The 24,039-nt window shown below is 71.0% G+C and carries 23 protein-coding genes; 13 read left to right on the forward strand and 10 right to left on the reverse strand.

Annotation, left to right across the window (positions count from 1 at the left end):
- Positions 1-6: 6 nt before the first annotated feature.
- Both H9Y04_RS34855 and H9Y04_RS47845 read right to left on the reverse strand, forming a co-directional pair.
- Positions 7-1,263, reverse strand: a complete 1,257-nt coding sequence (locus H9Y04_RS34855; protein ID WP_187818156.1) for a L,D-transpeptidase — start codon at positions 1,261-1,263, stop codon at positions 7-9.
- Between the two features lie 219 nt (positions 1,264-1,482).
- Positions 1,483-2,010, reverse strand: coding sequence for a hypothetical protein (locus tag H9Y04_RS47845; protein ID WP_306660206.1), 528 nt, complete (start codon positions 2,008-2,010; stop codon positions 1,483-1,485).
- A gap of 108 nt (positions 2,011-2,118) precedes the next feature.
- On the opposite strand from H9Y04_RS47845, the gene H9Y04_RS34865 reads away from it, so the two are divergent.
- Entirely contained in the window at positions 2,119-2,421 is a 303-nt protein-coding gene (locus H9Y04_RS34865) for an LAETG motif-containing sortase-dependent surface protein (protein WP_187818157.1), read from the forward strand.
- Between the two features lie 37 nt (positions 2,422-2,458).
- On the opposite strand, the gene H9Y04_RS34870 is transcribed toward H9Y04_RS34865, so the two are convergent.
- Positions 2,459-3,253: an enoyl-CoA hydratase/isomerase family protein gene (locus tag H9Y04_RS34870; protein ID WP_187818210.1), complete on the reverse strand. Its 795-nt coding sequence runs from the start codon at positions 3,251-3,253 to the stop codon at positions 2,459-2,461.
- Positions 3,254-3,553: 300 nt separating this feature from the next.
- On the opposite strand from H9Y04_RS34870, the gene hutH reads away from it, so the two are divergent.
- Together hutH and H9Y04_RS34880 are read left to right on the forward strand one after the other, a co-directional pair.
- Positions 3,554-5,092 (forward strand): histidine ammonia-lyase, encoded by a 1,539-nt coding sequence (gene hutH, locus H9Y04_RS34875; RefSeq protein ID WP_187818211.1) that lies wholly within the window; start codon positions 3,554-3,556, stop codon positions 5,090-5,092.
- Positions 5,093-5,235: 143 nt separating this feature from the next.
- Positions 5,236-6,372: a GGDEF domain-containing protein gene (locus H9Y04_RS34880; protein ID WP_187818158.1), complete on the forward strand. Its 1,137-nt coding sequence runs from the start codon at positions 5,236-5,238 to the stop codon at positions 6,370-6,372.
- Positions 6,373-6,566: 194 nt separating this feature from the next.
- Here the strand turns inward: H9Y04_RS34880 and H9Y04_RS34885 are convergent, their stop codons facing one another.
- The 3 genes from H9Y04_RS34885 to H9Y04_RS34895 form a co-directional block, all read right to left on the reverse strand.
- Positions 6,567-7,766: an adenylate/guanylate cyclase domain-containing protein gene (locus tag H9Y04_RS34885; RefSeq protein ID WP_187818159.1), complete on the reverse strand. Its 1,200-nt coding sequence runs from the start codon at positions 7,764-7,766 to the stop codon at positions 6,567-6,569.
- A gap of 113 nt (positions 7,767-7,879) precedes the next feature.
- The gene (locus H9Y04_RS34890; protein ID WP_187818212.1) at positions 7,880-8,728 is read right to left on the reverse strand and encodes an endonuclease/exonuclease/phosphatase family protein; all 849 of its coding nucleotides are present in this window, start codon (positions 8,726-8,728) and stop codon (positions 7,880-7,882) included.
- A gap of 21 nt (positions 8,729-8,749) precedes the next feature.
- The gene (locus tag H9Y04_RS34895; RefSeq protein ID WP_187818160.1) at positions 8,750-9,613 is read right to left on the reverse strand and encodes a biotin--[acetyl-CoA-carboxylase] ligase; all 864 of its coding nucleotides are present in this window, start codon (positions 9,611-9,613) and stop codon (positions 8,750-8,752) included.
- Between the two features lie 112 nt (positions 9,614-9,725).
- On the opposite strand from H9Y04_RS34895, the gene H9Y04_RS34900 reads away from it, so the two are divergent.
- A complete protein-coding gene (locus H9Y04_RS34900) occupies positions 9,726-11,309 on the forward strand; it encodes an acyl-CoA carboxylase subunit beta (protein ID WP_187818161.1) in 1,584 nt (527 codons plus the stop codon).
- A gap of 34 nt (positions 11,310-11,343) precedes the next feature.
- Positions 11,344-11,553, forward strand: coding sequence for an acyl-CoA carboxylase subunit epsilon (locus H9Y04_RS34905; protein WP_187818162.1), 210 nt, complete (start codon positions 11,344-11,346; stop codon positions 11,551-11,553).
- 91 nt (positions 11,554-11,644) lie between these two features.
- Here H9Y04_RS34905 and H9Y04_RS34910 read toward each other — a convergent pair whose 3' ends face one another.
- Positions 11,645-12,901 carry an SGNH/GDSL hydrolase family protein gene (locus tag H9Y04_RS34910; RefSeq protein WP_187818163.1) on the reverse strand — a complete coding sequence of 419 codons (1,257 nt, stop codon included), beginning with the start codon at positions 12,899-12,901 and terminating at the stop codon, positions 11,645-11,647.
- 208 nt (positions 12,902-13,109) lie between these two features.
- On the opposite strand from H9Y04_RS34910, the gene mmpB reads away from it, so the two are divergent.
- The 3 genes from mmpB to H9Y04_RS34920 all read left to right on the forward strand — a co-directional run bounded on the left by mmpB (position 13,110) and on the right by H9Y04_RS34920 (position 15,534).
- Positions 13,110-13,238: a morphogenic membrane protein MmpB gene (gene mmpB / locus H9Y04_RS47580; RefSeq protein WP_267913020.1), complete on the forward strand. Its 129-nt coding sequence runs from the start codon at positions 13,110-13,112 to the stop codon at positions 13,236-13,238.
- A gap of 124 nt (positions 13,239-13,362) precedes the next feature.
- Positions 13,363-14,841 carry a peptidoglycan D,D-transpeptidase FtsI family protein gene (locus tag H9Y04_RS34915; protein ID WP_187818164.1) on the forward strand — a complete coding sequence of 493 codons (1,479 nt, stop codon included), beginning with the start codon at positions 13,363-13,365 and terminating at the stop codon, positions 14,839-14,841.
- A gap of 66 nt (positions 14,842-14,907) precedes the next feature.
- Positions 14,908-15,534, forward strand: a complete 627-nt coding sequence (locus tag H9Y04_RS34920; RefSeq protein WP_187818165.1) for a Maf family protein — start codon at positions 14,908-14,910, stop codon at positions 15,532-15,534.
- 33 nt (positions 15,535-15,567) lie between these two features.
- On the opposite strand, the gene H9Y04_RS34925 is transcribed toward H9Y04_RS34920, so the two are convergent.
- A complete protein-coding gene (locus H9Y04_RS34925) occupies positions 15,568-16,026 on the reverse strand; it encodes a hypothetical protein (protein WP_187818166.1) in 459 nt (152 codons plus the stop codon).
- A gap of 368 nt (positions 16,027-16,394) precedes the next feature.
- Here H9Y04_RS34925 and H9Y04_RS34930 point away from each other — a divergent pair, with 368 nt between their 5' ends.
- From H9Y04_RS34930 to H9Y04_RS34940, 3 genes are all read left to right on the forward strand, one after another.
- Positions 16,395-18,152, forward strand: coding sequence for an acetyl/propionyl/methylcrotonyl-CoA carboxylase subunit alpha (locus H9Y04_RS34930; protein WP_187818167.1), 1,758 nt, complete (start codon positions 16,395-16,397; stop codon positions 18,150-18,152).
- 106 nt (positions 18,153-18,258) lie between these two features.
- Positions 18,259-18,714, forward strand: coding sequence for an effector-associated constant component EACC1 (locus H9Y04_RS34935; RefSeq protein ID WP_187818168.1), 456 nt, complete (start codon positions 18,259-18,261; stop codon positions 18,712-18,714).
- A 3-nt stretch (positions 18,715-18,717) separates the two neighbouring features.
- The gene (locus H9Y04_RS34940) at positions 18,718-19,683 is read left to right on the forward strand and encodes a hypothetical protein (RefSeq protein WP_187818169.1); all 966 of its coding nucleotides are present in this window, start codon (positions 18,718-18,720) and stop codon (positions 19,681-19,683) included.
- Positions 19,684-19,813: 130 nt separating this feature from the next.
- Here H9Y04_RS34940 and H9Y04_RS34945 read toward each other — a convergent pair whose 3' ends face one another.
- Positions 19,814-20,731, reverse strand: a complete 918-nt coding sequence (locus tag H9Y04_RS34945; protein ID WP_236071860.1) for a DeoR/GlpR family DNA-binding transcription regulator — start codon at positions 20,729-20,731, stop codon at positions 19,814-19,816.
- A 232-nt stretch (positions 20,732-20,963) separates the two neighbouring features.
- Positions 20,964-22,412 (reverse strand): NAD(P)H-quinone dehydrogenase, encoded by a 1,449-nt coding sequence (locus H9Y04_RS34950; protein ID WP_187818171.1) that lies wholly within the window; start codon positions 22,410-22,412, stop codon positions 20,964-20,966.
- A 152-nt stretch (positions 22,413-22,564) separates the two neighbouring features.
- Between H9Y04_RS34950 and H9Y04_RS34955 the strand changes: the two genes are divergently transcribed.
- Both H9Y04_RS34955 and H9Y04_RS34960 read left to right on the forward strand, forming a co-directional pair.
- A complete protein-coding gene (locus H9Y04_RS34955) occupies positions 22,565-23,002 on the forward strand; it encodes a gamma-glutamylcyclotransferase family protein (RefSeq protein ID WP_165336566.1) in 438 nt (145 codons plus the stop codon).
- Positions 23,003-23,128: 126 nt separating this feature from the next.
- Positions 23,129-23,944 (forward strand): purine-nucleoside phosphorylase, encoded by an 816-nt coding sequence (locus H9Y04_RS34960; protein ID WP_187818172.1) that lies wholly within the window; start codon positions 23,129-23,131, stop codon positions 23,942-23,944.
- Positions 23,945-24,039 lie beyond the last annotated feature (95 nt).

Here is a 24,039-nt window from a genome sequence, read left to right on the forward strand (position 1 = left end):
TACGGATCAGGCCTGCGAGCCGGCCGTCCATTCGGCCCAGCTCATGTTCCAGCCGTTGAGCCCGTTGTCCGGGGCGATGGTCTTGTCACCGGTGTTCTTGACGATCACCACGTCCCCGACCATCGAGTTGTCGTAGAACCAGGCACCCGGGGTGCCCTTGTCGTCCGCACCCTTGGCGTCGGACAGGCCCACGCAGCCGTGGCTGGTGTTGACCGAGCCGAAGATGGACTTGGCGCCCCAGTAGTTGCCGTGGATGAAGGTGCCGGAGGTCGACAGACGCATCGCGTGCGGCACGTCCTTGATGTCGTACTCGCCCTTGCCGTCGTCGTCGGTGAAGCCGACCGTCGCACCGTTCATCCGGGTCTCCTTGAACTTCTCGGAGATCACCATCTGGCCTTCGTACGTCTTGTTGTCGGGCGCACCGGCGGAGATCGGGATGGTCTTGATGACCTTGCCGTCGCGCTCGACGGTCATCTGCTTGGTCTTGGCGTCGACCGTGGAGACCTGAGAGCGGCCGATCTTGAACGTGATCGACTTCTGCTGCACACCGAAGACGCCGTCGGCGCCCTCGACACCGTCGAGCTTCAGGTCGAGCGTGACGGTCGAGTTGGCCTTCCAGTAGTCCTCGGGACGGAAGTCGATCCGCTGCGAGTTGAACCAGTGGCCGACGACCTCCTGACCGCTGCTGGAGGTGACGGTGATGCCCTTCTGGACAGCGGCCTTGTTCTCGATCGCCTTGTCGAAGTTGATCGAGACCGGCATGCCCACACCGACGGTGGAGCCGTCCTCGGGCGTGAAGTTGCCGATGAAGCTGTTGGTGGGGGCGACCGTGGTGAACGTGGAGTTCTCGTGCGCCTCGCGGCCCTCGGAGTCCTTCGCGGCGACGGTCACCTTGTAGGTGGTCGCACGCTCCAGCTGCTCGTCCGGCTTCCAGCTCTTCTTGTCGGCGGAGAGCGAGCCCGCGACCTCCTCGCCCTCACCCGTCGTCATGGTGACGCTGGTCAGGGTGCCGTCCTTGACGGTGACCTGGCCGGCGTTGTTGATCGACGCGTTCTTCTCGCCGTTCTTCGGCGTCACGGATATTCGGGCGGCGGAGGTGTCCTTCGCGGCGGCCTCGTCGGCCTTCTCCTGCTGGCTCTCCTTGCCCTTCGTGCCCTCGTCCCCGCTGCTGCAGGCCGAGAGCACCAGGACGCCGCCGAGCAGTGCGGACACAGCCGTGAGGCCCCTGCGCCGCTTGCTAACCGTCATCACACGCTTCTCCATCGTCGCCGAATCCCCGGATGCCCCGAAATTCCCCGTATGTCCCCGCGCGGAGTGAAACCCCGCACACCCTTACAACACGCGTACCAGGCCGACCGGTTCCACTTGCGGACCGGATGTGGCCCAGGACACGCGACCGGCCGCCCCAGCTGGGACGACGCTGACGAAGAGAACCCCGGCCCGACGGGTCCGCCGGGCCGGGGTTCCTACGCCGCTTCGAGGTTACGCGCCCACCGGCGCCGCTCCCCGGGCGAGCGTGTGATCCTCGTCCCCTTCGCCCTCTTCGAACCCTTCGAACCCTTCGGGCTCTTCCTCTCCGTATACGCCGTCTTCCTCTCCGTACGCGGAATCGTCGTCCTCGTCGTACGCGGACCCGCCGTACGCGGACTCGTCATCCTCGCCCTCGTACCCGAGGTCCGCGTCCTCATGCCCGAGGTCCCCGTCGAGATCGTCCTCGTCCCAGTCGGCGTCGTCGGGTGCGTGGTCGACGGCCTCGCTGCTCCAGGAGGCCTGCGTCAACTCGACGCCCGGCACCTCGGCCACCAGATCGAAGGGATCGACGAGATGGGCCAGCGCCTCGGCCGCCTCCTCGCGTACGGCGGACTCGGCGTGCGCGCGCTCCTCGTCCGGCATGTACGCGTCCTCGCCGATACGGTCCAGAGCGGCATCGCTCAGCGCGCCCTCGTCGGTGACCTCGAGGACGAGTTCCACGCGTAGCCGTACGAAACGGGATGTCTCAGGGGTGCTCATGCCCGGAGAGTAAGTCGAAAGCCACCCTCCACTTTCGCGCGACCCGCCCGGTTCACTAGCATCCGGTCAGACGGTCCAACTTCCCGCACCACTAGGGGGATCGACCCCGTGTCATCCGCACGCCGTTCACTGCTCACCGCCACCGCCGCCGGGTCCCTGCTCGGCGCACTGTGGTTCGTCCCTTCGGCGACCGCCAGCGGGGAGCACAAGGAGCAGACGGCCGCCGACAGGGCCGAGAGCTCCAGAAATCCGGAGCTCGCGGTCACCTCGGCCACCGCGCCCGGCGCGGGTCCACGCCTCGCGGAGACGGGGTCGACGGATACGACCCCGTACCTCGCGGGCGGTCTGACCTTCCTGATCTCCGGAGTGGGGATCTTCGCGCTCAGCAAGCGGCGGGTCGTCGGGATCTGAGCGCGGCCGGTCCACTCATTGGGCCTTCAGGCCCGCCCTACTCCCCCGGCCACTCGGGCTTGCGCTTCTCGTTGAACGCCGCGACGCCCTCGGCGCGGTCGCCCGAGAAGGCCACGCCGCGCCAGGCGGCGTCCTCGACCTCCAGGCCGGCCCGCAGGTCGAGCCCGTGCCCGAGCCGCAGCGCGCGCTTGGCGGCGCGCAGGCCGACGGGCGAGTTGGCGGCGATACGGGCGGCGAGGGCGAGCGCTTCCGTGCGGTCCTGTCCGGCTTCGACGAGCTGGTCGACCAGACCCGACTCCCGCGCCTCCGCGGCCTCCACACGTCGCGCCGAGAAGATCAGCTCGGCGGCCCGTGCGGCGCCCACGCGGCGCGGAAGGAGCTGTGTGCCGCCGCCGCCCGGGATGACGCCGACGGAGACCTCGGGCAGGCCGACCACGGCGGTGGTGTCGGCGACGATCAGGTCGCAGGACAGGGCGAGTTCGAATCCGCCGCCCAGGGCGAAGCCGTGCACGGCGGCGATGGTGGGCATGGGCAGTTCGAGTACGCCGGTGTAGGCGGCGCGGGCGACGGGGCGCTGGCGGAGCAGCTCGGCGTCGGTGAAGGAGTTGCGCTCCTTGAGGTCGGCGCCGACGCAGAAGGCCCGCTCGTGCGAGGACGTGAGGACGACCACGCGGGCGTCGCGGTCGGCGGCCAGGGCGGCGCAGGCCTCGCCGATGGAGGCCGCCATGGCGCTGGAGACCGCGTTCATGGCCTTGGGCCGGTCGAGTACGAACTCGGCCACGTGTCCGTGCCGGCGTACGGCCACGAACTCGCCGTACCGCTCTTCGTGCACTGCTGCCTCTGTCAAGGTGACCGCCCTCCCGGTTAACGTGCGTTCACGGTATCTCAGCCCACCCAGCCCCTGCGGCGCTTGAGCAGATCCGGGCGAAGCCCGGATGCGGGGTCCGGGGCGAAGCCCCCCACGCGGCGGAGCCGCAAAATGTCACAGCCGGGAAGGGGCGGGTAGGGGAATCCGGCCCGCCGCAGGCGCCACCCACCCGCGCTCGGCCACGCACCCGCGCCCGGTAAGCCCCCCACCCCGAACCCACCCGTGACACAAACCGATTCAATCCGTAGGGTGCTGAATATGACTATGCACACCGTGGTGCTCGGGACGTCCGGCACGACCCCCGCCGATGTGATCGCCGTGGCGCGCGGGAACGCGCGCGTCGAGCTGTCCGCCGAAGCCGTCACCGCCCTCGCGAAGGCCCGCGAGATCGTCGACGCGCTCGCGGCGAAGCCCGAGCCGGTCTACGGCGTCTCCACCGGCTTCGGCGCGCTCGCCACGCGCCACATCAGCACCGAGCTGCGCGCACAGCTGCAGCGCAACATCGTCCGCTCGCACGCCGCCGGCATGGGCCCGCGCGTGGAGCGCGAGGTGGTGCGCGCGCTGATGTTCCTGCGCCTGAAGACCGTCTGCTCGGGCCACACCGGCGTACGCCCCGAGGTCGCGCAGACCATGGCGGACCTCCTGAACGCGGGCATCACCCCGGTCGTGCACGAGTACGGCTCCCTCGGCTGCTCCGGCGACCTGGCGCCCCTGAGCCACTGCGCGCTCGCACTGATGGGCGAGGGCGACGCGGAGGGCCCCGACGGCACGGTCCGTCCCGCCGGCGAGCTGCTCGCCGAGGCCGGCATCACCCCGGTCGAGCTGCGCGAGAAGGAGGGCCTGGCTCTCCTCAACGGCACCGACGGCATGCTCGGCATGCTGCTCATGGCCATCGACGACCTGGAGAAGCTCTACAAGAGCGCCGACATCACGGCCGCGCTCTCGCTCGAAGCGCTGCTCGGTACGGACAAGGTGCTCGCCCCCGAGCTGCACGCGATCCGCCCGCACCCGGGCCAGGGCGCCGCGGCCGCCAACATGCTTGCCGTCCTGGAAGGTTCGGGCCTCACGGGCCACCACCAGGACGACGCGCCGCGCGTCCAGGACGCGTACTCGGTGCGCTGCGCCCCGCAGGTCGCGGGCGCGGGACGCGACACCCTCACGCACGCGGCCCTGGTCGCCTCGCGCGAGCTGGCCGCCGCGGTCGACAACCCGGTCGTGCTGCCCGACGGCCGCGTGGAGTCCAACGGCAACTTCCACGGCGCCCCCGTTGCGTATGTCCTGGACTTCCTCGCCATCGCCGCGGCCGACCTGGCGTCCATCGCCGAGCGCCGCACCGACCGCCTGCTCGACAAGAACCGCTCGCACGGTCTGCCGCCGTTCCTCGCGGACGACGCCGGTGTGGACTCGGGCCTGATGATCGCCCAGTACACGCAGGCCGCCCTGGTCAGCGAGATGAAGCGACTCGCGGTCCCGGCCTCCGCGGACTCGATCCCCTCCTCCGCGATGCAGGAGGACCACGTCTCGATGGGCTGGTCGGCGGCGCGCAAGCTCCGTACGGCCGTGGGCAACCTCGCGCGCGTGATCGCCATCGAGCTCTACGCGTCCACCCGCGCCATCGAGCTGCGCACGGGCCTGACCCCGGCCCCGGCCTCCGCCGCCGCCATTGCCGCGGCACGCACGGCGGGCGTCGAGGGCCCGGGCCCGGACCGCTTCCTCTCGCCCGACCTGGCGGCCGCGGAGACGTTCGTACGGGATGGAGGCCTGCTCGCCGCGGTGGAGAAGGTCACCGGGCCGCTGGCGTAAACGTCCGGCCGCCGGAGGCAAGCCCGGTCGGGGCGCCTCCGGCGGCTGCCGCTGTGCCCACCCGTGCCGCCCTGCAGCACGACTGCCCACGGCTACGCGTATGAAAAGTCCGCATTTTTCCCATACCTCCCTAACCTAGGGAGATGGCACAGGAAGACCGGCTCGCCGGTGTCGTGCGGGTGGCGCAGGCCATGGCCGCCGCGCACAGCCCGCGGGAGTCATGGCTCGCCGCCGCGCACGGCGCCCAGCGCGCGCTCGGCGGCAGCTTCGCGGCCCTGTCCATGTGGGAGCGCGAGCGCGGCCGCCTGAAGGTCCTGGTCAACGCGGGGGAACGGGCGTCCGGCGAGGAGGAGTTCCCGGACAACGAGACGTATCCCGTGCATCAGTTCCCGGAGATCACCGAGTTCCTGCACGAGCGCTGGGCCGGCGGCGGCGAACCCAACGCCTGGGTGGAGACCGCCGAGGGCCCGGCCGGCGGGGCGGCCGGCTACTGCCACCAGCGGGTGGCCGCGCTGCGCCGGCGCGGCCGCGGCTGCTGTGTGGTCGCGCCGATCGTCCTGAACGGGCGGGCCTGGGGCGAGCTGTATGTGGCGCGGCCCGTGGGGATGCCGGTGTTCGGCCGCGAGGACGCGGACTTCGCCACGGTGCTCGCCGCGGTGATCGCGGCCGGACTCGCGCAGACCGAACGCCTGGAGGAGGCCCGGCGGCTCGCCTTCACGGACGCGCTGACGGGGCTCGCCAACCGGCGTGCGGTCGATGCCCGGCTCGACGAGGCGGTGGAGTCGTACCGCCGCGACGGCACGGTGGTCTCGCTGGTCGTCTGCGATCTGAACGGTCTGAAGAAGGTCAACGACACCCACGGCCACGCCACCGGCGACCGCCTCCTGGAACGCTTCGGCTCGGTCCTCTCGCTGTGCGGCGCGATGCTCCCGGGCGCGCTCGCGGCACGCCTGGGCGGCGACGAGTTCTGTCTGCTCTCGGTGGGTCCGCCGGCCGACGAGGTCGTACGCGTGGCACACGAACTGTGCGTACGGGCCCAGGACTTGGACCTCGGCGAGGGCGTGGCCTGCGGGGTCGCCTCGACCGGCGACCCGATCGGCCCGGTCCGCTCGGCCCGCCGCCTCTTCCGCCTCGCGGACGCGGCCCAGTACCGCGCGAAGGCGGCCCGCTCGACCACCCCGGTGGTGGCCGGCCGCGAGGGCCCGGACGACCCGGTCATCCAACTGGCGGACGCCCCTGAAACGAAGCGCCCGGGAGAACGGAGACGGTTCCGAAACTAGCCCCTGCGGCGATTGAGCAGATCCGAACGAAGTTCGGGTGCGGGGGTGCAGGGGGCGAAGCCCCCGCGGCCCACCCACCCTGGGGGCTCCGCAACAGGGGGTCCGGGGGCGGAGCCCCCGGTTTCGGGAAGGGGCGGGGCGGGGAGAAAAGCCCGCCGCAGGCGCAACGACCCGCACCACAGCGCACCCGAAAGCTAAGACCGCCGTGTCAAAAGCCAGGGCTCCACAACCCCGAGCCCACGCACCGGCCGCTGCCACATCGGCTGCAAAGCAAACCGATACGACGGCGGCACCTCCCCCGCAGCCAACGCCTTCTCCGCCTCCGCCGCAGCCTCCGCCTCCGACACCGGCGCATCCCCCACCCGCTGCAGATCCGCCGCGAACGCCCCGTCCACCAGAACGGCGTCCTTCGGCGCTATCGACGTAAGCCGCGAGGCCAGATTCACCGTCGTACCGAAGACATCGCCCATCCGCGTCGTCACCGTGCCGAAGGCGATGCCCACGCGCAGCTCGGGCATCGTCTCGTCCCCGGCCATCGTCTCGATCAGCCGCAGCGCGATCTCGGACGCGGTGCCCGCGTCATCGGCGGCGAAGAGCACCTCGTCGCCCAGCGTCTTGATCAGCCGCCCGCCGTTCGCCGCGACCAGATCCGCGGACGTGGTCTCGAACGCCTCGACCAGCTCGCCGAGTTCCTCTTCCTCCATACGGCGGGTCAGCCGCGTGAACCCGACGAGGTCCGCGAACCCGACGGCGAGCCGCCGGTCCACCATCTCCTCGTCGTCCGCGGCCTGCACGACCCGGCCCGTCGCGGCGGCGAGCTGGCGCCGCCACACGTACACGAGGAACTCCTCGAGCTCCGGCAGGAGCAGCTCCATCAGCGGATACGTGACCTCGGTGCGGGTCATGCCCGGCTCGGGCGGTTCGGTGAGGCCCGCCAGGAAGGAGTCGATCTGCCATTCGGCGAGCCGCGCCGTGGTCTGCCCGGTGGAGCGCGCCACCTGGACGGCCATCGCCTCGCTGAGCAGTCCCGCCTCGACGAGTCCCGCGAGGCGCCGCAGGGCGAGCACATCCGCCTCGGTGAGCGCCTTGGCCTGGCCGATGTCGGCGAAGCCCATCGCACGCCAGAACCGGGAGGCGAGCTCCATCGAGACACCGGCGGTGCGCGCGGCCTGGAACGCGGTGTAGCGGCGCTCGGCGCCCAGGATCAGGCCTTCGAGACGCAGGGCGAGAGGGTCGGCCTCCCCGTCGGACCGGGCCGTTTCCTGCGCCGCGTGGTCGATCGGCCGGGGGCCGGGCTCCTCGTCGGAGGGGGCACCGCCCGCCGCACCGTTGGCATGCGCAGTGGCGGAGCCGGCAGGGGAGCCGGAGGAGGAACCGGGGTCATCGACGGTCACTGCCTACTGCCCTTCCCTTCCGCACTCGCTGCCGCGTGGACGCGCCACTTGATCTGTCACAGCCCCATAACGACTGACGAACGGGCACAACGATACGGCAGGTGTGGGCTGGCTCACTTGACATCCCCCGTCTTACGGACAGAGAGCGAATCCCTCAGGTCCACGAGGACAGCGGCATGGTCGGACGGCCAGACGCCGTCCACCGGCCCGTCGCCCACCCGCCGTACGGAACGGACCGAGCCGAGGCCCGCCGGGCCCGGCACACCGACATGGATGTAGTCGATACGGGCGCTGGGGCCGAATCCGGCCGCCACGTAGGGGTTGGCCGCGTCCCAGGTGACCGAGGGCTGCGCAGGGTCGGCGTGCTCCCACGCGTCGAGGAACACCTGCCCGGGGACGGCCGGTGCCGTCCTGAGGCCGCCGAAGCGCCGTACTTCGTCGGAGTCCGGCCAGGCGTTGAAGTCGCCGGTGATCACGGGCGGGAAGTCGGTGCCGCCGCGGTGCCCGGCCACGAACTCGGCCAGCGCGTCGACCTGTTGGCAGCGCACCGCGGAGGCGTCGACGGCCGAGGTGAGATGCGTGGTGAAGAACGGGATCGGGTGCTCGGGGGCGTCGATCCGCGCGTAGAGCGCGAGGCGGCCGTCGTCGTCGTTCTCGCGGGCCGGCAGCTCGAGCCTGGCCTGCTCGGCGAGGGGCCAGCGGCTCAGGACGGCGTTGCCGAAGTCGCACGAGGAGTCGCCGAGCCGTCGCTGCCACCGCTGCGGCGCCCGGGACGCGGCCCAGGTCCAGTGCATGCCGAGGTGGCCGGCCAGCCACCCGGCGAGGTTCTCGTCGCCGTGCGCCCACACCTCCTGCAGGCCCACGACATCCGGGCGGAGTTCCTCCAGGACCGCCAGGACGGCCTTGCGCCGCTCTTCCCAGGGCCCGAAGCGCCACCACACGTTCCAGGTCAGCACGCGCACCACGACCAGCGCCCCCTTCGCCTAAGCGGTCGCGGCCCTCAGATGCACCACGTCCCCGGCACCGACCGCCTCGCGCCCGCCACCGTCCACGGCGATGACCAGGCGCCCGTCGCCGTCGAGCGCGACGGCCTCGCCGACGAGGGTGCGTTCGCCCGGGAGTTCGGCGCGCACACGGCGCCCGAGCGTGGCGCAGCCGGCGGCGTAGGCCTCCTGGAGTCCGGACGCGGCGGGGTCGCCGAGCGCGTCGCGCCACGGCACGTACCACTGCTCGATGCCGCGCAGGACGGCCCGCAGCAGAGGGTCGCGGTCCAGGCCGCGGGCTCCGGCGAGTGCGAGGGAACCGGCGGTCGGTACGGGCAGCTCCTCGGCGCCGAGGCTGACATTGATGCCGATGCCGAGCACGACGAAGTTCTCGCCCGCGCGCTCGGCGAGGATGCCGCCGGCCTTGCGCTCCTCGCCGTCGACGGTGACGAGGAGGTCGTTGGGCCACTTCAGCGCCGTGTCGATGCCCGCCGTACGGGAAACAGCACTCGCGGCGGCGACGCCTGCGAGCAGCGGCAGCCAGCCGAGCCGGTGCACGGGGACCTTCGAGGGCTCCAGGAGCACGGAGAAGAACAGGCCCGAGCGGGGCGGGGCGCTCCAGGTGCGGTCGAGGCGGCCGCGTCCTGAGGTCTGCTCCTCGGCGACGAGGACGGCTCCCTCCTCGGCGCGGCCGGCGGCGGCCAGCGCGGCAAGGTCGGAGTTGGTCGAGCCGGTGGCCGCCACGACCTCCACATCGCGGACAAGACCGCCGTCGCGGACCAGTGCCCTGCGCAGCGCCGCCCCGTTCAGCGGGGGCCTCTCCAGGTCGGACCAACGGTTCGCGGGAGGGTTTTCGCTCGTCATGCAAGACAGACTAGGTGTGGGGAACACCGCACTGCCGAGCCCGTGCCGCGCCATTACGCTACGCATCAGTAGCCAAGCGTTCTCATACGAGCAGCCAGGGAGCCGCATCCCGATGTCCGAGCCGGCAGAGATCGACATCCACACTACGGCGGGCAAGATCGCCGATCTGCAGCGCCGTATCGACGAGGCGACCCATGCCGGATCCGCGCGCGCGGTCGAAAAGCAGCACGCCAAGGGCAAGCTGACGGCCCGTGAGCGGATCGAACTGCTCATGGACGAGGGCTCGTTCGTCGAGCTCGACGAGTTCGCCCGGCATCGCTCGACCGACTTCGGCCTGGAGCAGACCCGCCCGTACGGCGACGGCGTCGTCACCGGTTACGGCACGGTCGACGGCCGTCCGGTCGCCGTGTTCTCGCAGGACTTCACGGTCTTCGGCGGGGCGCTCGGCGAGGTCTTCGGGCAGAAGATCATGAAGGTGATGGACTTCGCCCTCAAGACGGGCTGCCCGGTCATCGGCATCAACGACTCCGGCGGCGCGCGTATCCAGGAGGGTGTGATGGCGCTCGGGATGTACGGCGAGATCTTCCGCCGCAACACCCACGCGTCGGGCGTCATCCCTCAGATCTCCCTGGTCGTCGGCCCGTGTGCGGGCGGCGCGGTGTACTCCCCCGCGATCACCGACTTCACGGTGATGGTCGACCAGACCTCGCACATGTTCATCACGGGCCCGGACGTCATCAAGACGGTCACCGGCGAGGACGTCGGCTTCGAGGAGCTCGGCGGCGCCCGCACCCACAACTCCACGTCCGGCGTGGCCCATCACATGGCGGGCGACGAGAAGGACGCGATCGAGTACGTCAAGTCGCTCCTTTCCTACCTGCCGTCGAACAACCTGAGCGAGCCGCCGGCCTTCCCCGAGGAGGCGGACCTCGAACTGTCCGACGAGGACCGCGAGTTGGACACGCTGATCCCGGACAGCGCGAACCAGCCGTACGACATGCACACCGTCATCGAGCACGTCCTCGACGACGGCGAGTTCTTCGAGACGCAGTCGATGTTCGCGCCGAACATCCTCACCGGCTTCGGCCGCGTGGAGGGCCGCCCGGTCGGCATCGTCGCCAACCAGCCGATGCAGTTCGCCGGCTGCCTCGACATCAACGCGTCCGAGAAGGCCGCACGCTTCGTGCGCACCTGCGACGCGTTCAACGTGCCCGTGCTCACCTTCGTCGACGTGCCGGGCTTCCTGCCGGGCGTCGACCAGGAGTACGGCGGCATCATCCGGCGCGGCGCCAAGCTGATCTACGCCTACGCGGAGGCCACGGTCCCGCTGATCACGATCATCACGCGCAAGGCCTTCGGCGGCGCGTACGACGTCATGGGCTCCAAGCACCTCGGCGCCGACCTCAACCTCGCCTGGCCGACCGCGCAGATCGCCGTCATGGGCGCGCAGGGCGCGGTGAACATCCTGCACCGCAAGACGCTGGCCGCCGCGGAGGATGTCGAGGCCACGCGCGCGCAGCTCATCCAGGAGTACGAGGACACGCTGCTCAACCCGTACACGGCGGCCGAGCGCGGCTACATCGACGCCGTGGTGATGCCCTCGGAGACCCGCCGCCAGGTCGTCCGCGGCCTGCGTCAGCTCCGTACGAAGCGCGAGTCGCTGCCCCCGAAGAAGCACGGCAACATCCCCCTCTAGGCCGACCCGACGCCGACCGCCAGGAGGTCCGCCGATGATGATCAAGGTTGTCCGGGGCAATCCGACCCCGGAGGAGCTCGCCGCCGCCCTGGCGGTGGTCCAGGCGCGCGCCGCGTCCCTGGCCACCGAGGGATCCGGCGCGCCCGCACCGTCCGACGCCTGGTCCGACCCGGCGCGCGTGGCACGCCACCGGCTGCCGGCTCCCGGGCCGACGTCGTGGGCCCGTTCGTACTGGCCCGGATAGGACGTACGGACAGGACGTACACACGTGAGCGCGGGGCGGGCCGATTCCTCGGCCCGCCCCGCGCTCTCGTCACGCCCTCCCCACCCGTCGGCTACAGAACGCGGGCGACCTCCGCCGCCATCCGCGCATAGCCCGCGTCGTTGGGGTGCAGGGCGTCGCCCGAGTCGTAGCGGGCCGCGATGCGCTCCGGGTCGGCCGGGTCCGCGAGCAGCCGGTCGAAGTCGGCCACCGCGTCGAACTCGCCCGAGGTGCGGATCCACTCGTTGACCTCGTCGCTGACCCGCGCCGCGTGCGCGCCGTAGTGGTCGGAGCCGCCGAGCGGCAGAAGCGTGGCACCGACGACCCGTACGCCCCGCTCGTGGGCCTGCGCGATCAACGAGCGGTATCCGGCGATGAGTTCGGCGGCCGAGACCCGCGGGGCCGGGAAGTACGTCGGCCGGTCGTAGCCCGCCGCCTGGGCCTCGTAGAAGCCGATGTCGTTGAGGCCCTCCAGGACGACGGCCGTGGTGATGCCGGGCTGGTCGAGCACGTCCCGCTCGAAGCGCGCGGTGCCGCGCTCGCCGTACCAGGCCGAGTCGTTCAGGACGAGGTTGCCGCCGATCCCCGCGTTGACCACCGGGCGGTCGATGCGGTCGGCGAGCGCGTCCGGGTAGCGGCGGTCGGCGCCGGAGGTGGAGCCGAAGCCGTCGGTGATCGAGTCGCCGAACAGTGCCACGCCACCCTGGCCGGGACGCTCGGAGCGTGCCCCGCCCGTCACGTCGACGCCCGCCAGGTAGTACCAGGACTGCGTCTTCTCGCCGAAGGCCCGGCCCGAGACATCGGCGCGGTGGTCCCCGTCGGCCCGGTAGCTGTCGGTGAAGCCCTGCGCGTGGAACGTGGCGGGCCCCGTGGTCTCCGCGAGATAGAGCGTGACGGTGACGGACTCCTCGGCGCCGACCGTCAGTTGGGCCGGGTCACTGGCGGTGTGGCCGCGCGCCGGTATGACGGTGGACCGCCTCCCGTCGAAGGTCAGATGCCGTACGGATCCCTGCTCGACGGCGGCCCCCTTCCCGGCCCGGGCGATGGTGGCGCCGGTGATCCGCAGCGGCGAGGTGCCGTACGCGTTGGACAGCCTGATTCTGGCCTGCTCGCCGGCCTGGGTGACCCGGACGACCTGGCGCAGGGTCTGCCGCGAGAAGCCCTGCTCCGCCCAGTTGGCGGTGAATCCCTCACTCGGGCGCTGCGGTGACGCGGCCCAGGCGGCCGTCCAGCCGATGGGGCGCGCCACGGCGTCGGTGCCGCCCAGAAGCGTCAGACCGAGGGTGGCGGCGGCGAGCGGGGCGAGGGCACGGCGGAGGTACTTGTTCATGACACACCTTCACTAATGGGCCTGTAGTTCCCTTAGGGCGAGACAGACGTTAGCAGAGGTCGGCCACCAAATGGAACTGCAATCCCTTTAGAGCTCGGCGGTGCTCGACTGGCGCTCCGCGAAGGGCAGTTGGGATGCGCGGTACGGATACGGCAGTTGAGTACGCGTACTCAGGCGCCCGGACCCGCGGGCGCGGAGTATCGGTCCCATGCTCTGGTCCGACCCCGAGAACAAGCCGCCCAAGGACATGCGCGACGCGCAGGCCATGATGCGGCGCGCGGGCTTTCTGCTCGCCCTGGCAATGGTGCTCGCGATGTTCGTGCTCGGCGTGCACTGAGACGGCCGCCCCAAAGGGGCGGGGTCCCGGGCGGGCGGGTCCCAGGGGGGCGGGGGTCCCGCAACCGTCCACCGCCCCGTTATCGTCCCTAGTGCGGAAGTCCATGCCGGGAGGGGCGCACCAAGTGAACAAGCCATTGCGGCACATAGCCATCTTTTGTGGGCTGCTTGTGCTCGCACTGCTGATCCGCGCGAACTGGGTCCAGTACGCGCAGAGCGAAGAGCTGAGCAAGCACGAGAAGAACCGCCGGGTCGCCATCGAGCGGTACGCGCAGCCGCGCGGCAACATCCTCGTCGCGGGCAAGCCCATCACCGGTTCGAAGGCCGTGGACGGCCAGGACTACAAGTACAAGCGGACGTTCAAGGACGGCCCGATGTACGCCCCCATCACCGGCTACTCCTCGCAGGCCTTCGGCTCCACCGCCCTGGAGAACCTGAACGACGAACTGCTCTCCGGCTCGGACGACCGGCTGTTCATCCAGAACACCGTCAACATGCTGACCGGCAAGAAGCAGCAGGGCGGCGATGTGTACACGACCATCAACGCCGACGCGCAGGAGGCCGCCTACAAGGGCCTCACCGACCTGAACCTGAAGGGCGGCGTCGCCGCGATCGAGCCGGAGACCGGCAAGATCCTCGCGCTGGCCTCGACTCCTTCGTACGACCCCTCGACGTTCGCCGGCATGAGCAAGAACGACGGTGAGCAGTGGAAGAAGCTCAACGCCGACAAGGCGAAGCCGCTGCTCAACCGGGCGCTGAAGGAGACGTACCCGCCGGGCTCGACCTTCAAGGTGCTGACCGCCGCGGCCGCCATCGAGGCCGGCAAGGTCACGGACGTCAACGCCCCGACGGAGACCCCCGACCCGTACAAGCTGCCCCAGACCAGCACCCTGCTGCCCAACCACACCGAGGGCCTGCCGTGCAAGAACGCCTCGGTGACGGACGCCATGGAGGTGTCCTGCAACACGGTGTTCGCCAAGCTGGCCGACGAGGTCGGCAAGGACAAGATGCGCGAGGTCGCCGAGGGCTTCGGCTTCAACGACGGTGAGGTCGACACCCCGATCCGGGCCGGCAAGTCCGTCTACCCCTCCGACATCGACCGTCCGCAGACCGCGCTCAGCGGCATCGGCCAGGGCTCGGTGACCGCGAGCCCGCTGCAGATCGCCATGCTGGCCGCCGGCATCGCCAACGACGGCAAGGTCATGAAGCCGTACCTGGTCGACCAGTTGCGCGGTCCCGACACGGACGTCATCGCCCAGACGGAGCCGTCCGTGCGGTCCGAGCCGATCTCGGCCGAGACCGCCGCCCTGGTCCGCGAGGCCATGGAGTCCACCGCCAAGAACGGCTCGGGCCGGCCCGCCCTGCTCGACGACAAGGGCATCACCGTCGGCGCCAAGACCGGCACCGCCCAGCACGGCGCCAACAACGAGCTGCCGCCGTACGCCTGGTTCATCTCGTACGGCAAGAACAGCGACGGCAAGCAGGTCGCGGTCGCCGTCTTCGTCGACCCGGGCCAGGACATCCCGCGCTCGGACATCGCGGGCGGCAAGCTGGGCGGCCCGATCGCGAAGGACGTCATGGAGGCGGTCCTCGTCAAGGACTGACCACCCGCCGGGCAGGTGGCCGACGTGCCGCGAGGCCGCCCCACCCGCCCCATTACCCTGGCCCGCATGACCCGACAGCAGCCCACCCGCCGCCTGGTGCTCGCCTCCCAGTCCCCCGCCCGCCTGGGCCTGCTCCGCCAGGCGGGCCTCACCCCCGAGGTGATCGTCAGCGGCGTCGACGAGGACGCCATCACCGCCCCCACCCCGTCGGAGCTCGCCCGCGTGCTCGGCGAGGCCAAGGCACAGGCCGTCGCCGCACGCGAACAGGCCGCGGGCGCCCTCGTCGTGGGCTGCGACTCGGTGCTCGAACTCGACGGCGAGGCGCTCGGCAAGCCCGCCGACGCGGAGGAGGCCACCGCACGCTGGAAGGCGATGCGCGGCCGGGCCGGGGTGCTGCAGACCGGGCACTGCGTGATCGACACGGTGAGCGGGCGCCAGGTCTCGGCCACCGCGTCCACCACCGTGCGCTTCGGCGAGCCGACGGACGCGGAGATCGCCGCGTACGTCGCCAGCCGTGAACCCCTTTACGTGGCGGGCGCGTTCACGCTCGACGGCCGCTCGGCACCGTTCATCGACGGCATCGAAGGCGACCACGGCAATGTCATCGGCATCTCGCTGCCGCTGCTGCGCCGGCTCCTCGGCGACCTCGGCGTCCCGATCACCGACCTGTGGGCGCCTGCCGCGGAGGACTGAGCGGCCTGCGGCTCCGCGTCGTCCGAGGGCGGACTAAGCAGCCTGCGGCTCCCCGCCGTTCGCGGGCGCGGGGGGTGCCGGCGGCGTGTCCTCGGGCTCGGCCGGCTTCCCCTCGTACCCCATGAGGCTGAGCACGATCAGGCCGAACATCACCATCATGAAGGCGAAGGCCTCCCAGCCGACCATGCCCACCGTCAGCGCGCCGAGCACCGCGTGCAGGACCGCCGCGCTGATCAGCAGGACGCGGGCGAAGCGGCCGTGCGGACGGCCCCGGAACGCGGAGACGAGCAGGACCACACCGCAGCCGCCGAGGTAGAGGAAGACCACGCCGGCGAGCACGAAGCTGGACGTCGCCATGACGTCCGGGTCGAGCCCGTCCAGGGACATCGACTGGGCGTCGGCGATCTTCCCGAGCGCCGCATTGACGATCACCAGGCCGACGGCCTCGACGAACAGCAGGATCGCGGCCACGACGGCCACCGCTCTGCGCATCACGCGTACCCCTACCCCTGGTTACCGCTACGGCTCGCCGCGAACGCTACTGGCGGGTAGGGCGCAGGACAAGGGTTGCGGGGTACCCGGACCCGGCCCGAGGCGCCCAGGGCAAAGAATGATGCGGCCGTTCGTAGGGACTCGACAAAGAAACGCGCGGCGGGGCTGGCCCAGAAGACAGAGACCTGCACCACATCTGCGGGTTACCGTGGCGTTCAGAAACCCGGCGTACCGTGGTGCGACAAGGGATTTCGCGAGTGGAGCGGCCCTCGCATCACACTCCGTGTGGGCAAGCTCACCCTTGGGGACGGGTCGAAAGCCCGTGTCGGCAGTCCCTAAACTCAGCTTGTTTCAAGGAGGGAGCCATCGTGCGCAAGGTGCTCATCGCCAACCGTGGCGAAATTGCTGTCCGCGTAGCCCGGGCGTGCCGGGACGCAGGGATCGCGAGCGTAGCCGTCTACGCCGACCCGGACCGGGACGCTCTGCATGTACGGGCCGCGGACGAGGCATTCGCCCTCGGCGGTGACACTCCGGCGACCAGCTACCTGGACATGGACAAGGTCCTCAAGGCCGCCCGTGAGTCCGGTGCCGACGCCGTTCACCCCGGCTATGGCTTCCTGTCCGAGAACGCCGAGTTCGCCCAGGCGGTCCTGGACGCGGGTCTGATCTGGATCGGTCCGCCGCCGCAGGCGATCCGCGACCTCGGTGACAAGGTCGCCGCCCGGCACATCGCGCAGCGCGCGGGTGCCCCGCTGGTGGCCGGTACGCCGGACCCGGTCAGCGGCGCGGACGAGGTCGTCGCGTTCGCCGAGGAGCACGGTCTGCCGATCGCGATCAAGGCCGCCTTCGGTGGCGGCGGTCGCGGTCTGAAGGTGGCCCGCACCCTCGAAGAGGTCCCCGAGCTCTACGACTCGGCCGTGCGCGAGGCCGTGGCCGCCTTCGGCCGCGGCGAGTGCTTCGTCGAGCGCTACCTCGACAAGCCGCGCCACGTCGAGACCCAGTGCCTGGCCGACAGCCACGGCAACGTGGTCGTGGTCTCGACCCGTGACTGCTCGCTGCAGCGCCGCCACCAGAAGCTGGTCGAGGAGGCGCCCGCGCCGTTCCTCACCGAGGAGCAGAACAAGCAGCTGTACGCGGCCTCGAAGGCGATCCTCAAGGAGGCCGGCTACGTCGGCGCCGGCACCGTCGAGTTCCTCGTCGGCCTGGACGGCACGATCTCCTTCCTGGAGGTCAACACCCGTCTGCAGGTGGAGCACCCGGTCACCGAAGAGGTCACCGGCATCGACCTGGTGCGCGAGATGTTCCGTATCGCCGACGGCGAGGAGCTCGGCTACGGGGACCCGGAGATCCGCGGCCACTCCTTCGAGTTCCGTATCAACGGCGAGGACCCGGGGCGCAACTTCCTTCCCGCGCCCGGCACGGTGACGCTGTTCGCACCGCCGACCGGCCCCGGTGTGCGGCTGGACGCGGGCGTGGAGACCGGCTCGGTCATCGGCCCGGCCTGGGACTCGCTGCTCGCCAAGCTGATCATCACGGGCGCCACGCGTGAGCAGGCGCTGCAGCGTGCCGCGCGTGCGCTGGCGGAGTTCAAGGTGGAGGGCATGGCCACGGCCATCCCGTTCCACCAGGCCGTCGTGGTCGACGAGGCCTTCACCGCCTCGCCGTTCAAGGTCCACACCCGCTGGATCGAGACGGAGTTCGTCAACGAGATCAAGCCGTTCGCGGTGACCCCCGAGGCCTCGGACGACGAGGACGAGGCGGGCCGCGAGACGATCGTGGTCGAGGTCGGCGGCAAGCGCCTGGAGGTATCGCTGCCTTCGTCGCTCGGCATGACCCTGGCCCGTACGGGCCTCGCGGCCGGCGCCAAGCCGAAGCGCCGCGCGGCGAAGAAGTCGGGCCCGGCGGTCTCGGGCGACTCGCTCGCGTCGCCGATGCAGGGCACGATCGTCAAGGTCGCGGTCGAGGAGGGCCAGGAGGTCGCCGAGGGCGATCTGATCGTGGTCCTCGAGGCGATGAAGATGGAGCAGCCCATCAACGCGCACCGCGCGGGCACGGTCAAGGGTCTGGCGGCGGAGGTCGGTGCCTCGCTCACGTCGGGCGCGCTGATCTGCGAGATCAAGGACTGAGCAACACCCGTACGAGAAGGACTGAGCAACTCCCGTACGCGGAAGGGCCCCTGGCATTGCGCCGGGGGCCCTTTCCCGTGGGCGGCCCCGCCCTATGCTGAGGCGCGTGGACCTGCTGATCACGTTGGAAGTCGATGCCGACGCCGAGGACTTGACGGGGTCGCTGCACCGGCACCTGCGGCAGGACGGCCGGGGATGGGAGGTCGCGCCTCCCGACCATACGGACACGGTGCGCGTACTCGTCCCGGGCAGGTCGGCCCTGCAGTTGCTGGCCGGCTCGGTGCTGCAGTGGCTCTCGGAGCGCCGGGCCGTGCGGTCGGTGGCACTCACGACGCCGGACGGGCAGCGGATCGTGGTGACCGCGCAGGACACGCCGCAGCCACCGCCCGAGCCGGTGTACCCGCCGCAGGAACCGGCGGACGAGGACGACGAGGGGTACGCCGACACCCTGCTCCCCTCCGACGAGCACACAGGGGCCCACTCCAGGCACCGACCGCCGGCGGGTGCCACGCCACCCGGCCCCGTCATCGACCCCGACGACGACTGGCCACGGGACCGGTGACCCGTGGGTGATATCGCCAAGGGCGTGCTCGGCGGGGGCTGGGCGCTGCTCGCCGGGTGGGTGCTGCCGTCCGCGATCAACCTGGCCGTGTTCTTCTTCGCCGTCGCCCCGAGCCTCCAAGGGCTCGGTCTGGTGCGGCAGTTGTGGCCGGACACGCAGAGCGGCACGATGACGCTGCTGCTCGTCTGCGCCGTACTGCTCGGTCTTGTCCTGAGCTCACTGCAGCAGCCGCTGTACCGCTTCCTGGAGGGCTACGCACTGTGGCCGCAGCGCGCGTACGACCGGGGGCTTCGCACTCAGCGCGCGCGGCGTCAGCGGCTGACCGAACTCGTGGCGCAGCCGGGGCATCCGACGCTGCGACTGGCCGTACTCCAGGAGCAGTTGAGCCGCTATCCGATCGGCGACGAGCAGATCGCGCCCACACGGCTCGGCAATGCGATCCGCCGGTTCGAGGAGTACGGGCACGACCGCTACCGGCTCGACACCCAGGTGCTGTGGAACGAGCTGACCAGCGCCGCTCCGCAGCCCGCCGTACGGCAGACGGAGACCGCCCGCACGCCGGTGGACTTCTTCGTGGCGCTTCTGTACGGGCATGCGCTGCTCGCGCTCACCGCCCTCGGCGCGCTCGCGGCCGAGGAGGCCGACCACGGGCTGCTGGTCCCGACGGCCGTCCTCGCGCTCGGGCTCATTCCCGTCTGGTACCGCTCGGCGGTGGTCGCCACCGATGAATGGGCCGCGGCCGTACGGGCGTTGGTGAACGTCGGGCGCAAACCGCTGGCCGACGCGCTGGGGCTCGTCCTGCCGAAGGAGCTGGCCGAGGAGCGGCGGATGTGGCAGCTCGTGACGCGGATGTCACGGCGTCCGTACCATCCCGCGGCCGAGGCGGCCTTCGCCCCGTACCGCGCGGACCCCGACCGGGTCGTGCCCGTCCAGGGCACGCCGGTCGTTCCGGGGCAGCCTCAGCCGTAGAACGGCCTCAGCCGTAAACTCGGCCACGGCTGTGGAGCGGGGTCCAACTCCCGTAGGACGGACTCGCTGTTCAGGGTGGGGTATCCCGGGGTTTCTGGGGACTCCTATTCGTCGCCCCCAGCGCCCCCAGCTACCTCCGCCGGAGGTCGGCCACCCGCGCCTCCCCCGCCGCTCCCGCAAGCGCTGCCGTACTGCGCAGCGCGGACGGGCCGCCGGGGACGCCGCGGCGCTGCCCCGGCAGGGGCACGTCCCGGCGCGGCTGGCGCCCCGCCGGGACGGGATCGGCACCCTGGGAGGGACCCGAGGCACCGGCGACCGCGACCTGGACGCCTTGGTCGGCCAGGGCCTGGAGCTCGGTGGCGGCACGCTCGTCGTGCGCCGGGGGCTCGTCCGTGACCAGGCGGGTGATGACATCCGTCGGCACCGTCTGGAACATCGTGTCCGTGCCCAGCTTGGTGTGGTCCGCCAGCACGACGACCTCCGCGGCCGCCTGTACCAGGGCACGGTCCACCGAAGCCGAGAGCATGTTGGACGTCGACAGACCGCGCTCCGCGGTCAGACCGCTGCCGGACAGGAACGCGCGGGAGACGCGCAGTCCTTGGAGCGACTGCTCGGCACCACTGCCCACCAGGGCATAGTTCGAGCCGCGGAGCGTGCCGCCGGTCATCACCACTTCGACGCGGTTGGCATGGGCCAGCGCCTGCGCCACCAGGAGGGAGTTGGTGACGACGGTGAGTCCGGGCACGCGGGCGAGCCGGCGGGCCAGCTCTTGTGTGGTCGTACCCGCTCCGACCACGATCGCTTCGCCTTCTTCGACGAGGCCTGCCGCGAGGTCGGCGATCGCCGTCTTCTCGGCGGTCGCCAGGTGCGACTTCTGAGGGAATCCGGATTCACGGGTGAATCCGCCGGGGAGGACCGCTCCGCCGTGGCGGCGGTCCAGGAGTCCTTCTGCCTCCAGAGCCCGCACGTCCCGCCGTACGGTCACTTCGGAGGTCTGGACGACGCGGGCGAGCTCACGGAGCGAAACGGCCCCGTTGGCGCGCACCATTTCGAGGATCAATTGGCGACGTTCTGCAGCGAACACGAAACTGACAGTAACCCCAACGTCCGTCTGGTTTCAGCACTTTGCGCCGAATTACAGAAGATGAGCGTATGGGGACCCCGGAAGTGGTATAGGGGCCCAGACCTCTGGCCTATGCCATACGAATAGGCCCCAACTCTGCGTAACCGAGGGTCAGTTACGACCTCACCTGCAACAACGGTCTCCGCGTGGGGCCGGATCAGCCCTCGCCGGTCACCTTGCGCGTGTGCAGCTGACGGGCGACCTCGGCGATCGAGCCCGACAACGAGGGGTAGACCGTGAACGCATTCGCGATCTGTTCCACCGTCAGGTTGTTGTCGACCGCGATCGAGATGGGGTGGATCAGTTCCGAAGCGCGCGGCGCGACGACCACTCCGCCGACCACGATGCCCGTACCGGGGCGGCAGAAGATCTTGACGAAGCCGTCGCGGATGCCCTGCATCTTCGCGCGCGGGTTGCGAAGGAGCGGCAGCTTGACGACGCGGGCGTCGATCTTGCCGCCGTCCACATCGGCCTGCGAGTAGCCGACGGTGGCGATCTCGGGGTCGGTGAAGACGTTCGACGAGACGGTCTTGAGGTTCAGCGGCTGCACCGCGTCGCCCAGGAAGTGGTACATCGCGATGCGGCCCTGCATGGCCGCGACGGATGCGAGCGCGAAGATACCGGTCACGTCACCGGCCGCATAGACGCCGGATGCGGACGTACGGGAGACCTTGTCGGTCCAGATGTGACCGGAGTCCTTCAGCTTGACCCCGGCCTCCTCCAGGCCCATCCCCGCGGTGTTGGGGATGGCGCCGACGGCCATCAGACAGTGCGTACCGGAGATGACGCGGCCGTCGGCGAGCGTGACCTCGACGCGGTCGCCCACGCGCTTGGCGGACTCGGCGCGCGAGCGGGCCATGACGTTCATGCCGCGGCGGCGCATGACGTCCTCGAGGACGGCGGCGGCGTCCGGGTCCTCGCCGGGAAGGACGCGGTCGCGGGAGGAGACAAGCGTGACCTTGGAGCCGAGCGCCTGGTACGCACCCGCGAACTCGGCGCCCGTGACACCGGATCCGACCACGATGAGTTCCTCGGGGAGCTCGTCGAGGTCGTAGACCTGGGTCCAGTTGAGGATGCGCTCGCCGTCCGGCTTGGCGTCGGGCAGCTCGCGCGGGTGGCCGCCGGTGGCGATCAGCACGGCGTCCGCGGTGAGCAGGGTCTCGGTGCCGTCGGCGGCGGTGACGATGACGTCGCGCGTGCCGTCGATGCCGGAAGGACCGGCGAGGCGGCCGCGGCCGCGCATCACCTTGGCGCCGGCCCGCGTCACGGACGCGGTGATGTCGTGGGACTGGGCGAGCGCGAGGCGCTTCACACGGCGGTTGACCTTGCCGAGGTCGACGCCGACGACGCGGGCCGGGCTGTCGGGGTCGGGGGTGTCGTCCTCGACGATGATGCCGAGCTCTTCGTACGACGAGTCGAAGGTCGTCATGACCTCGGCCGTCGCGATCAGAGTCTTCGACGGTACGCAGTCGGTCAGCACCGACGCCCCGCCCAGACCGTCGCAGTCGACGACGGTTACCTCCGCGCCGAGTTGAGCCGCCACGAGGGCCGCTTCATATCCGCCGGGTCCGCCACCGATGATCACGATCCGAGTCACGTACTCCATTGTCCCGTACGCGCGGGGCGGTTACGTCCGCGGGTCCGCCGCTCGTGTGGGAGCCCTGGTCCCGCGGGTCCACCGCACTCGCGGGAGCCCTGGTCCCCGCGGGTCCCACGGTCCGCACGACCGCCACCCCTCCCTGCCGTACCCTCGACCTCATGTCGCTCTACGCCGCGTACGCCGGCAATCTCGACCCGCGGCTCATGTCCCGCCGCGCCCCGTACTCGCCGCTGCGCGCCACCGGGTGGCTGAGCGGGTGGCGCCTGACGTTCGGCGGGGAGCACATGGGGTGGGAGGGCGCCCTGGCCACGGTCGTCGAAGCGCCGCGCTCGCAGGTCTTCGTCGCGCTGTACGACATCGCGCCGATGGACGAGGACTCCCTGGACCGCTGGGAGGGCGTCGGCCTGGACATCTACCGGCGGATGCGGGTGCGCGTACAGACCCTGGAGGGCGAGATGCCCGCGTGGGTGTACGTCCTGAACGGCTACGAGGGCGGCCTGCCCTCGGCCCGCTACCTGGGCGAACTCGCGGACGCGGCGGAATCGGCGGGCGCCCCGCACGACTATGTGATGGAGCTGCGCAAGCGGCCCTGCTGACCACCCCGCAGCCCGCACGCGACAAGGCCCGGCACCGCCCTCTTGGCAGAACCCACAACCCTTTCCCGCCACACTCGTGCGCCACAGATCTACGCGCGTAGGCCGATAACGGCTACCCTCTTGCGCGTGAACGCTTCGAATACGCCCCCCACCGACCCCTACGCCGCCGCCGACTCGGCCGCCGCCAAGCTGCGCGAGCTGACCGGGGCCGCTGCCCATGACGTCGCCCTCGTGATGGGCTCCGGGTGGGCTCCCGCCGTGGACGCGCTCGGTGCCCCCGAGGCCGAGTTCGCCGTGACCGAGCTGCCGGGCTTCCCGCCGCCGGCCGTCGAGGGCCACGGCGGCAAGATCCGCTCGTACAAGATCGGGGACAAGCGCGCCCTGGTCTTCCTCGGACGGACCCACTTCTACGAGGGCCGCGGCGTCGCCTCCGTGGCGCACGGTGTGCGCACCGCCGTCGCCGCCGGCTGCAAGACGGTCGTCCTGACCAACGGCTGCGGCGGTCTGCGCGAGGGCATGCGTCCCGGTCAGCCCGTGCTGATCAGCGACCACCTGAACCTCACGGCGACCTCGCCGATCGTCGGCGCGAACTTCGTCGACCTGACCGACCTGTACTCGCCGCGCCTTCGCGCGCTGTGCAAGGAGGTCGACCCGTCGCTGGAGGAGGGCGTGTACGCGCAGTTCCCCGGCCCTCACTACGAGACGCCCGCCGAGATCCGGATGGCCCGGACGATCGGCGCCGACCTCGTCGGCATGTCCACCGTGCTCGAAGCGATCGCCGCGCGTGAGGCGGGTGCCGAGGTGCTCGGCATCTCCCTGGTCACCAACCTGGCCGCGGGCATGACGGGTGAGCCCCTCAACCACGAAGAGGTGCTCCAGGCGGGCCGCGACTCCGCGACCCGTATGGGCCAGCTGCTCACCCAGGTGCTCGACCGCATCTGAGCGGGTACGCGTGGTGGGGGGCCCGCACGTGTGGTGCGCGGGCCCCGCTCCCCGCGTGCGCGGGGGTGAAAGTGCGAGGTCCCGTGCTCGCACGC

The organism is Streptomyces polyasparticus (assembly GCF_014493765.1).
In the GTDB taxonomy this organism is placed as follows: Bacteria; Actinomycetota; Actinomycetes; order Streptomycetales; family Streptomycetaceae; genus Streptomyces; species Streptomyces polyasparticus.

What these genes read in the sequence shown, in the direction of transcription:
- H9Y04_RS34855 (WP_187818156.1), bottom strand. Translation starts at nt 1,263, where the DNA reads ATGGAGAAGCGTGTGATGACGGTTAGCAAGCGGCGCAGGGGCCTCACG.
- H9Y04_RS47845 (WP_306660206.1), bottom strand. Translation starts at nt 2,010, where the DNA reads ATGAGCACCCCTGAGACATCCCGTTTCGTACGGCTACGCGTGGAACTC.
- hutH (WP_187818211.1), top strand. Translation starts at nt 3,554, where the DNA reads ATGCACACCGTGGTGCTCGGGACGTCCGGCACGACCCCCGCCGATGTG.
- H9Y04_RS34880 (WP_187818158.1), top strand. Translation starts at nt 5,236, where the DNA reads ATGGCACAGGAAGACCGGCTCGCCGGTGTCGTGCGGGTGGCGCAGGCC.
- H9Y04_RS34895 (WP_187818160.1), bottom strand. Translation starts at nt 9,613, where the DNA reads ATGACGAGCGAAAACCCTCCCGCGAACCGTTGGTCCGACCTGGAGAGG.
- H9Y04_RS34900 (WP_187818161.1), top strand. Translation starts at nt 9,726, where the DNA reads ATGTCCGAGCCGGCAGAGATCGACATCCACACTACGGCGGGCAAGATC.
- H9Y04_RS34905 (WP_187818162.1), top strand. Translation starts at nt 11,344, where the DNA reads ATGATGATCAAGGTTGTCCGGGGCAATCCGACCCCGGAGGAGCTCGCC.
- H9Y04_RS34910 (WP_187818163.1), bottom strand. Translation starts at nt 12,901, where the DNA reads ATGAACAAGTACCTCCGCCGTGCCCTCGCCCCGCTCGCCGCCGCCACC.
- mmpB (WP_267913020.1), top strand. Translation starts at nt 13,110, where the DNA reads ATGCTCTGGTCCGACCCCGAGAACAAGCCGCCCAAGGACATGCGCGAC.
- H9Y04_RS34920 (WP_187818165.1), top strand. Translation starts at nt 14,908, where the DNA reads ATGACCCGACAGCAGCCCACCCGCCGCCTGGTGCTCGCCTCCCAGTCC.
- H9Y04_RS34925 (WP_187818166.1), bottom strand. Translation starts at nt 16,026, where the DNA reads ATGCGCAGAGCGGTGGCCGTCGTGGCCGCGATCCTGCTGTTCGTCGAG.
- H9Y04_RS34945 (WP_236071860.1), bottom strand. Translation starts at nt 20,731, where the DNA reads ATGGTGCGCGCCAACGGGGCCGTTTCGCTCCGTGAGCTCGCCCGCGTC.
- H9Y04_RS34950 (WP_187818171.1), bottom strand. Translation starts at nt 22,412, where the DNA reads ATGGAGTACGTGACTCGGATCGTGATCATCGGTGGCGGACCCGGCGGA.
- H9Y04_RS34955 (WP_165336566.1), top strand. Translation starts at nt 22,565, where the DNA reads ATGTCGCTCTACGCCGCGTACGCCGGCAATCTCGACCCGCGGCTCATG.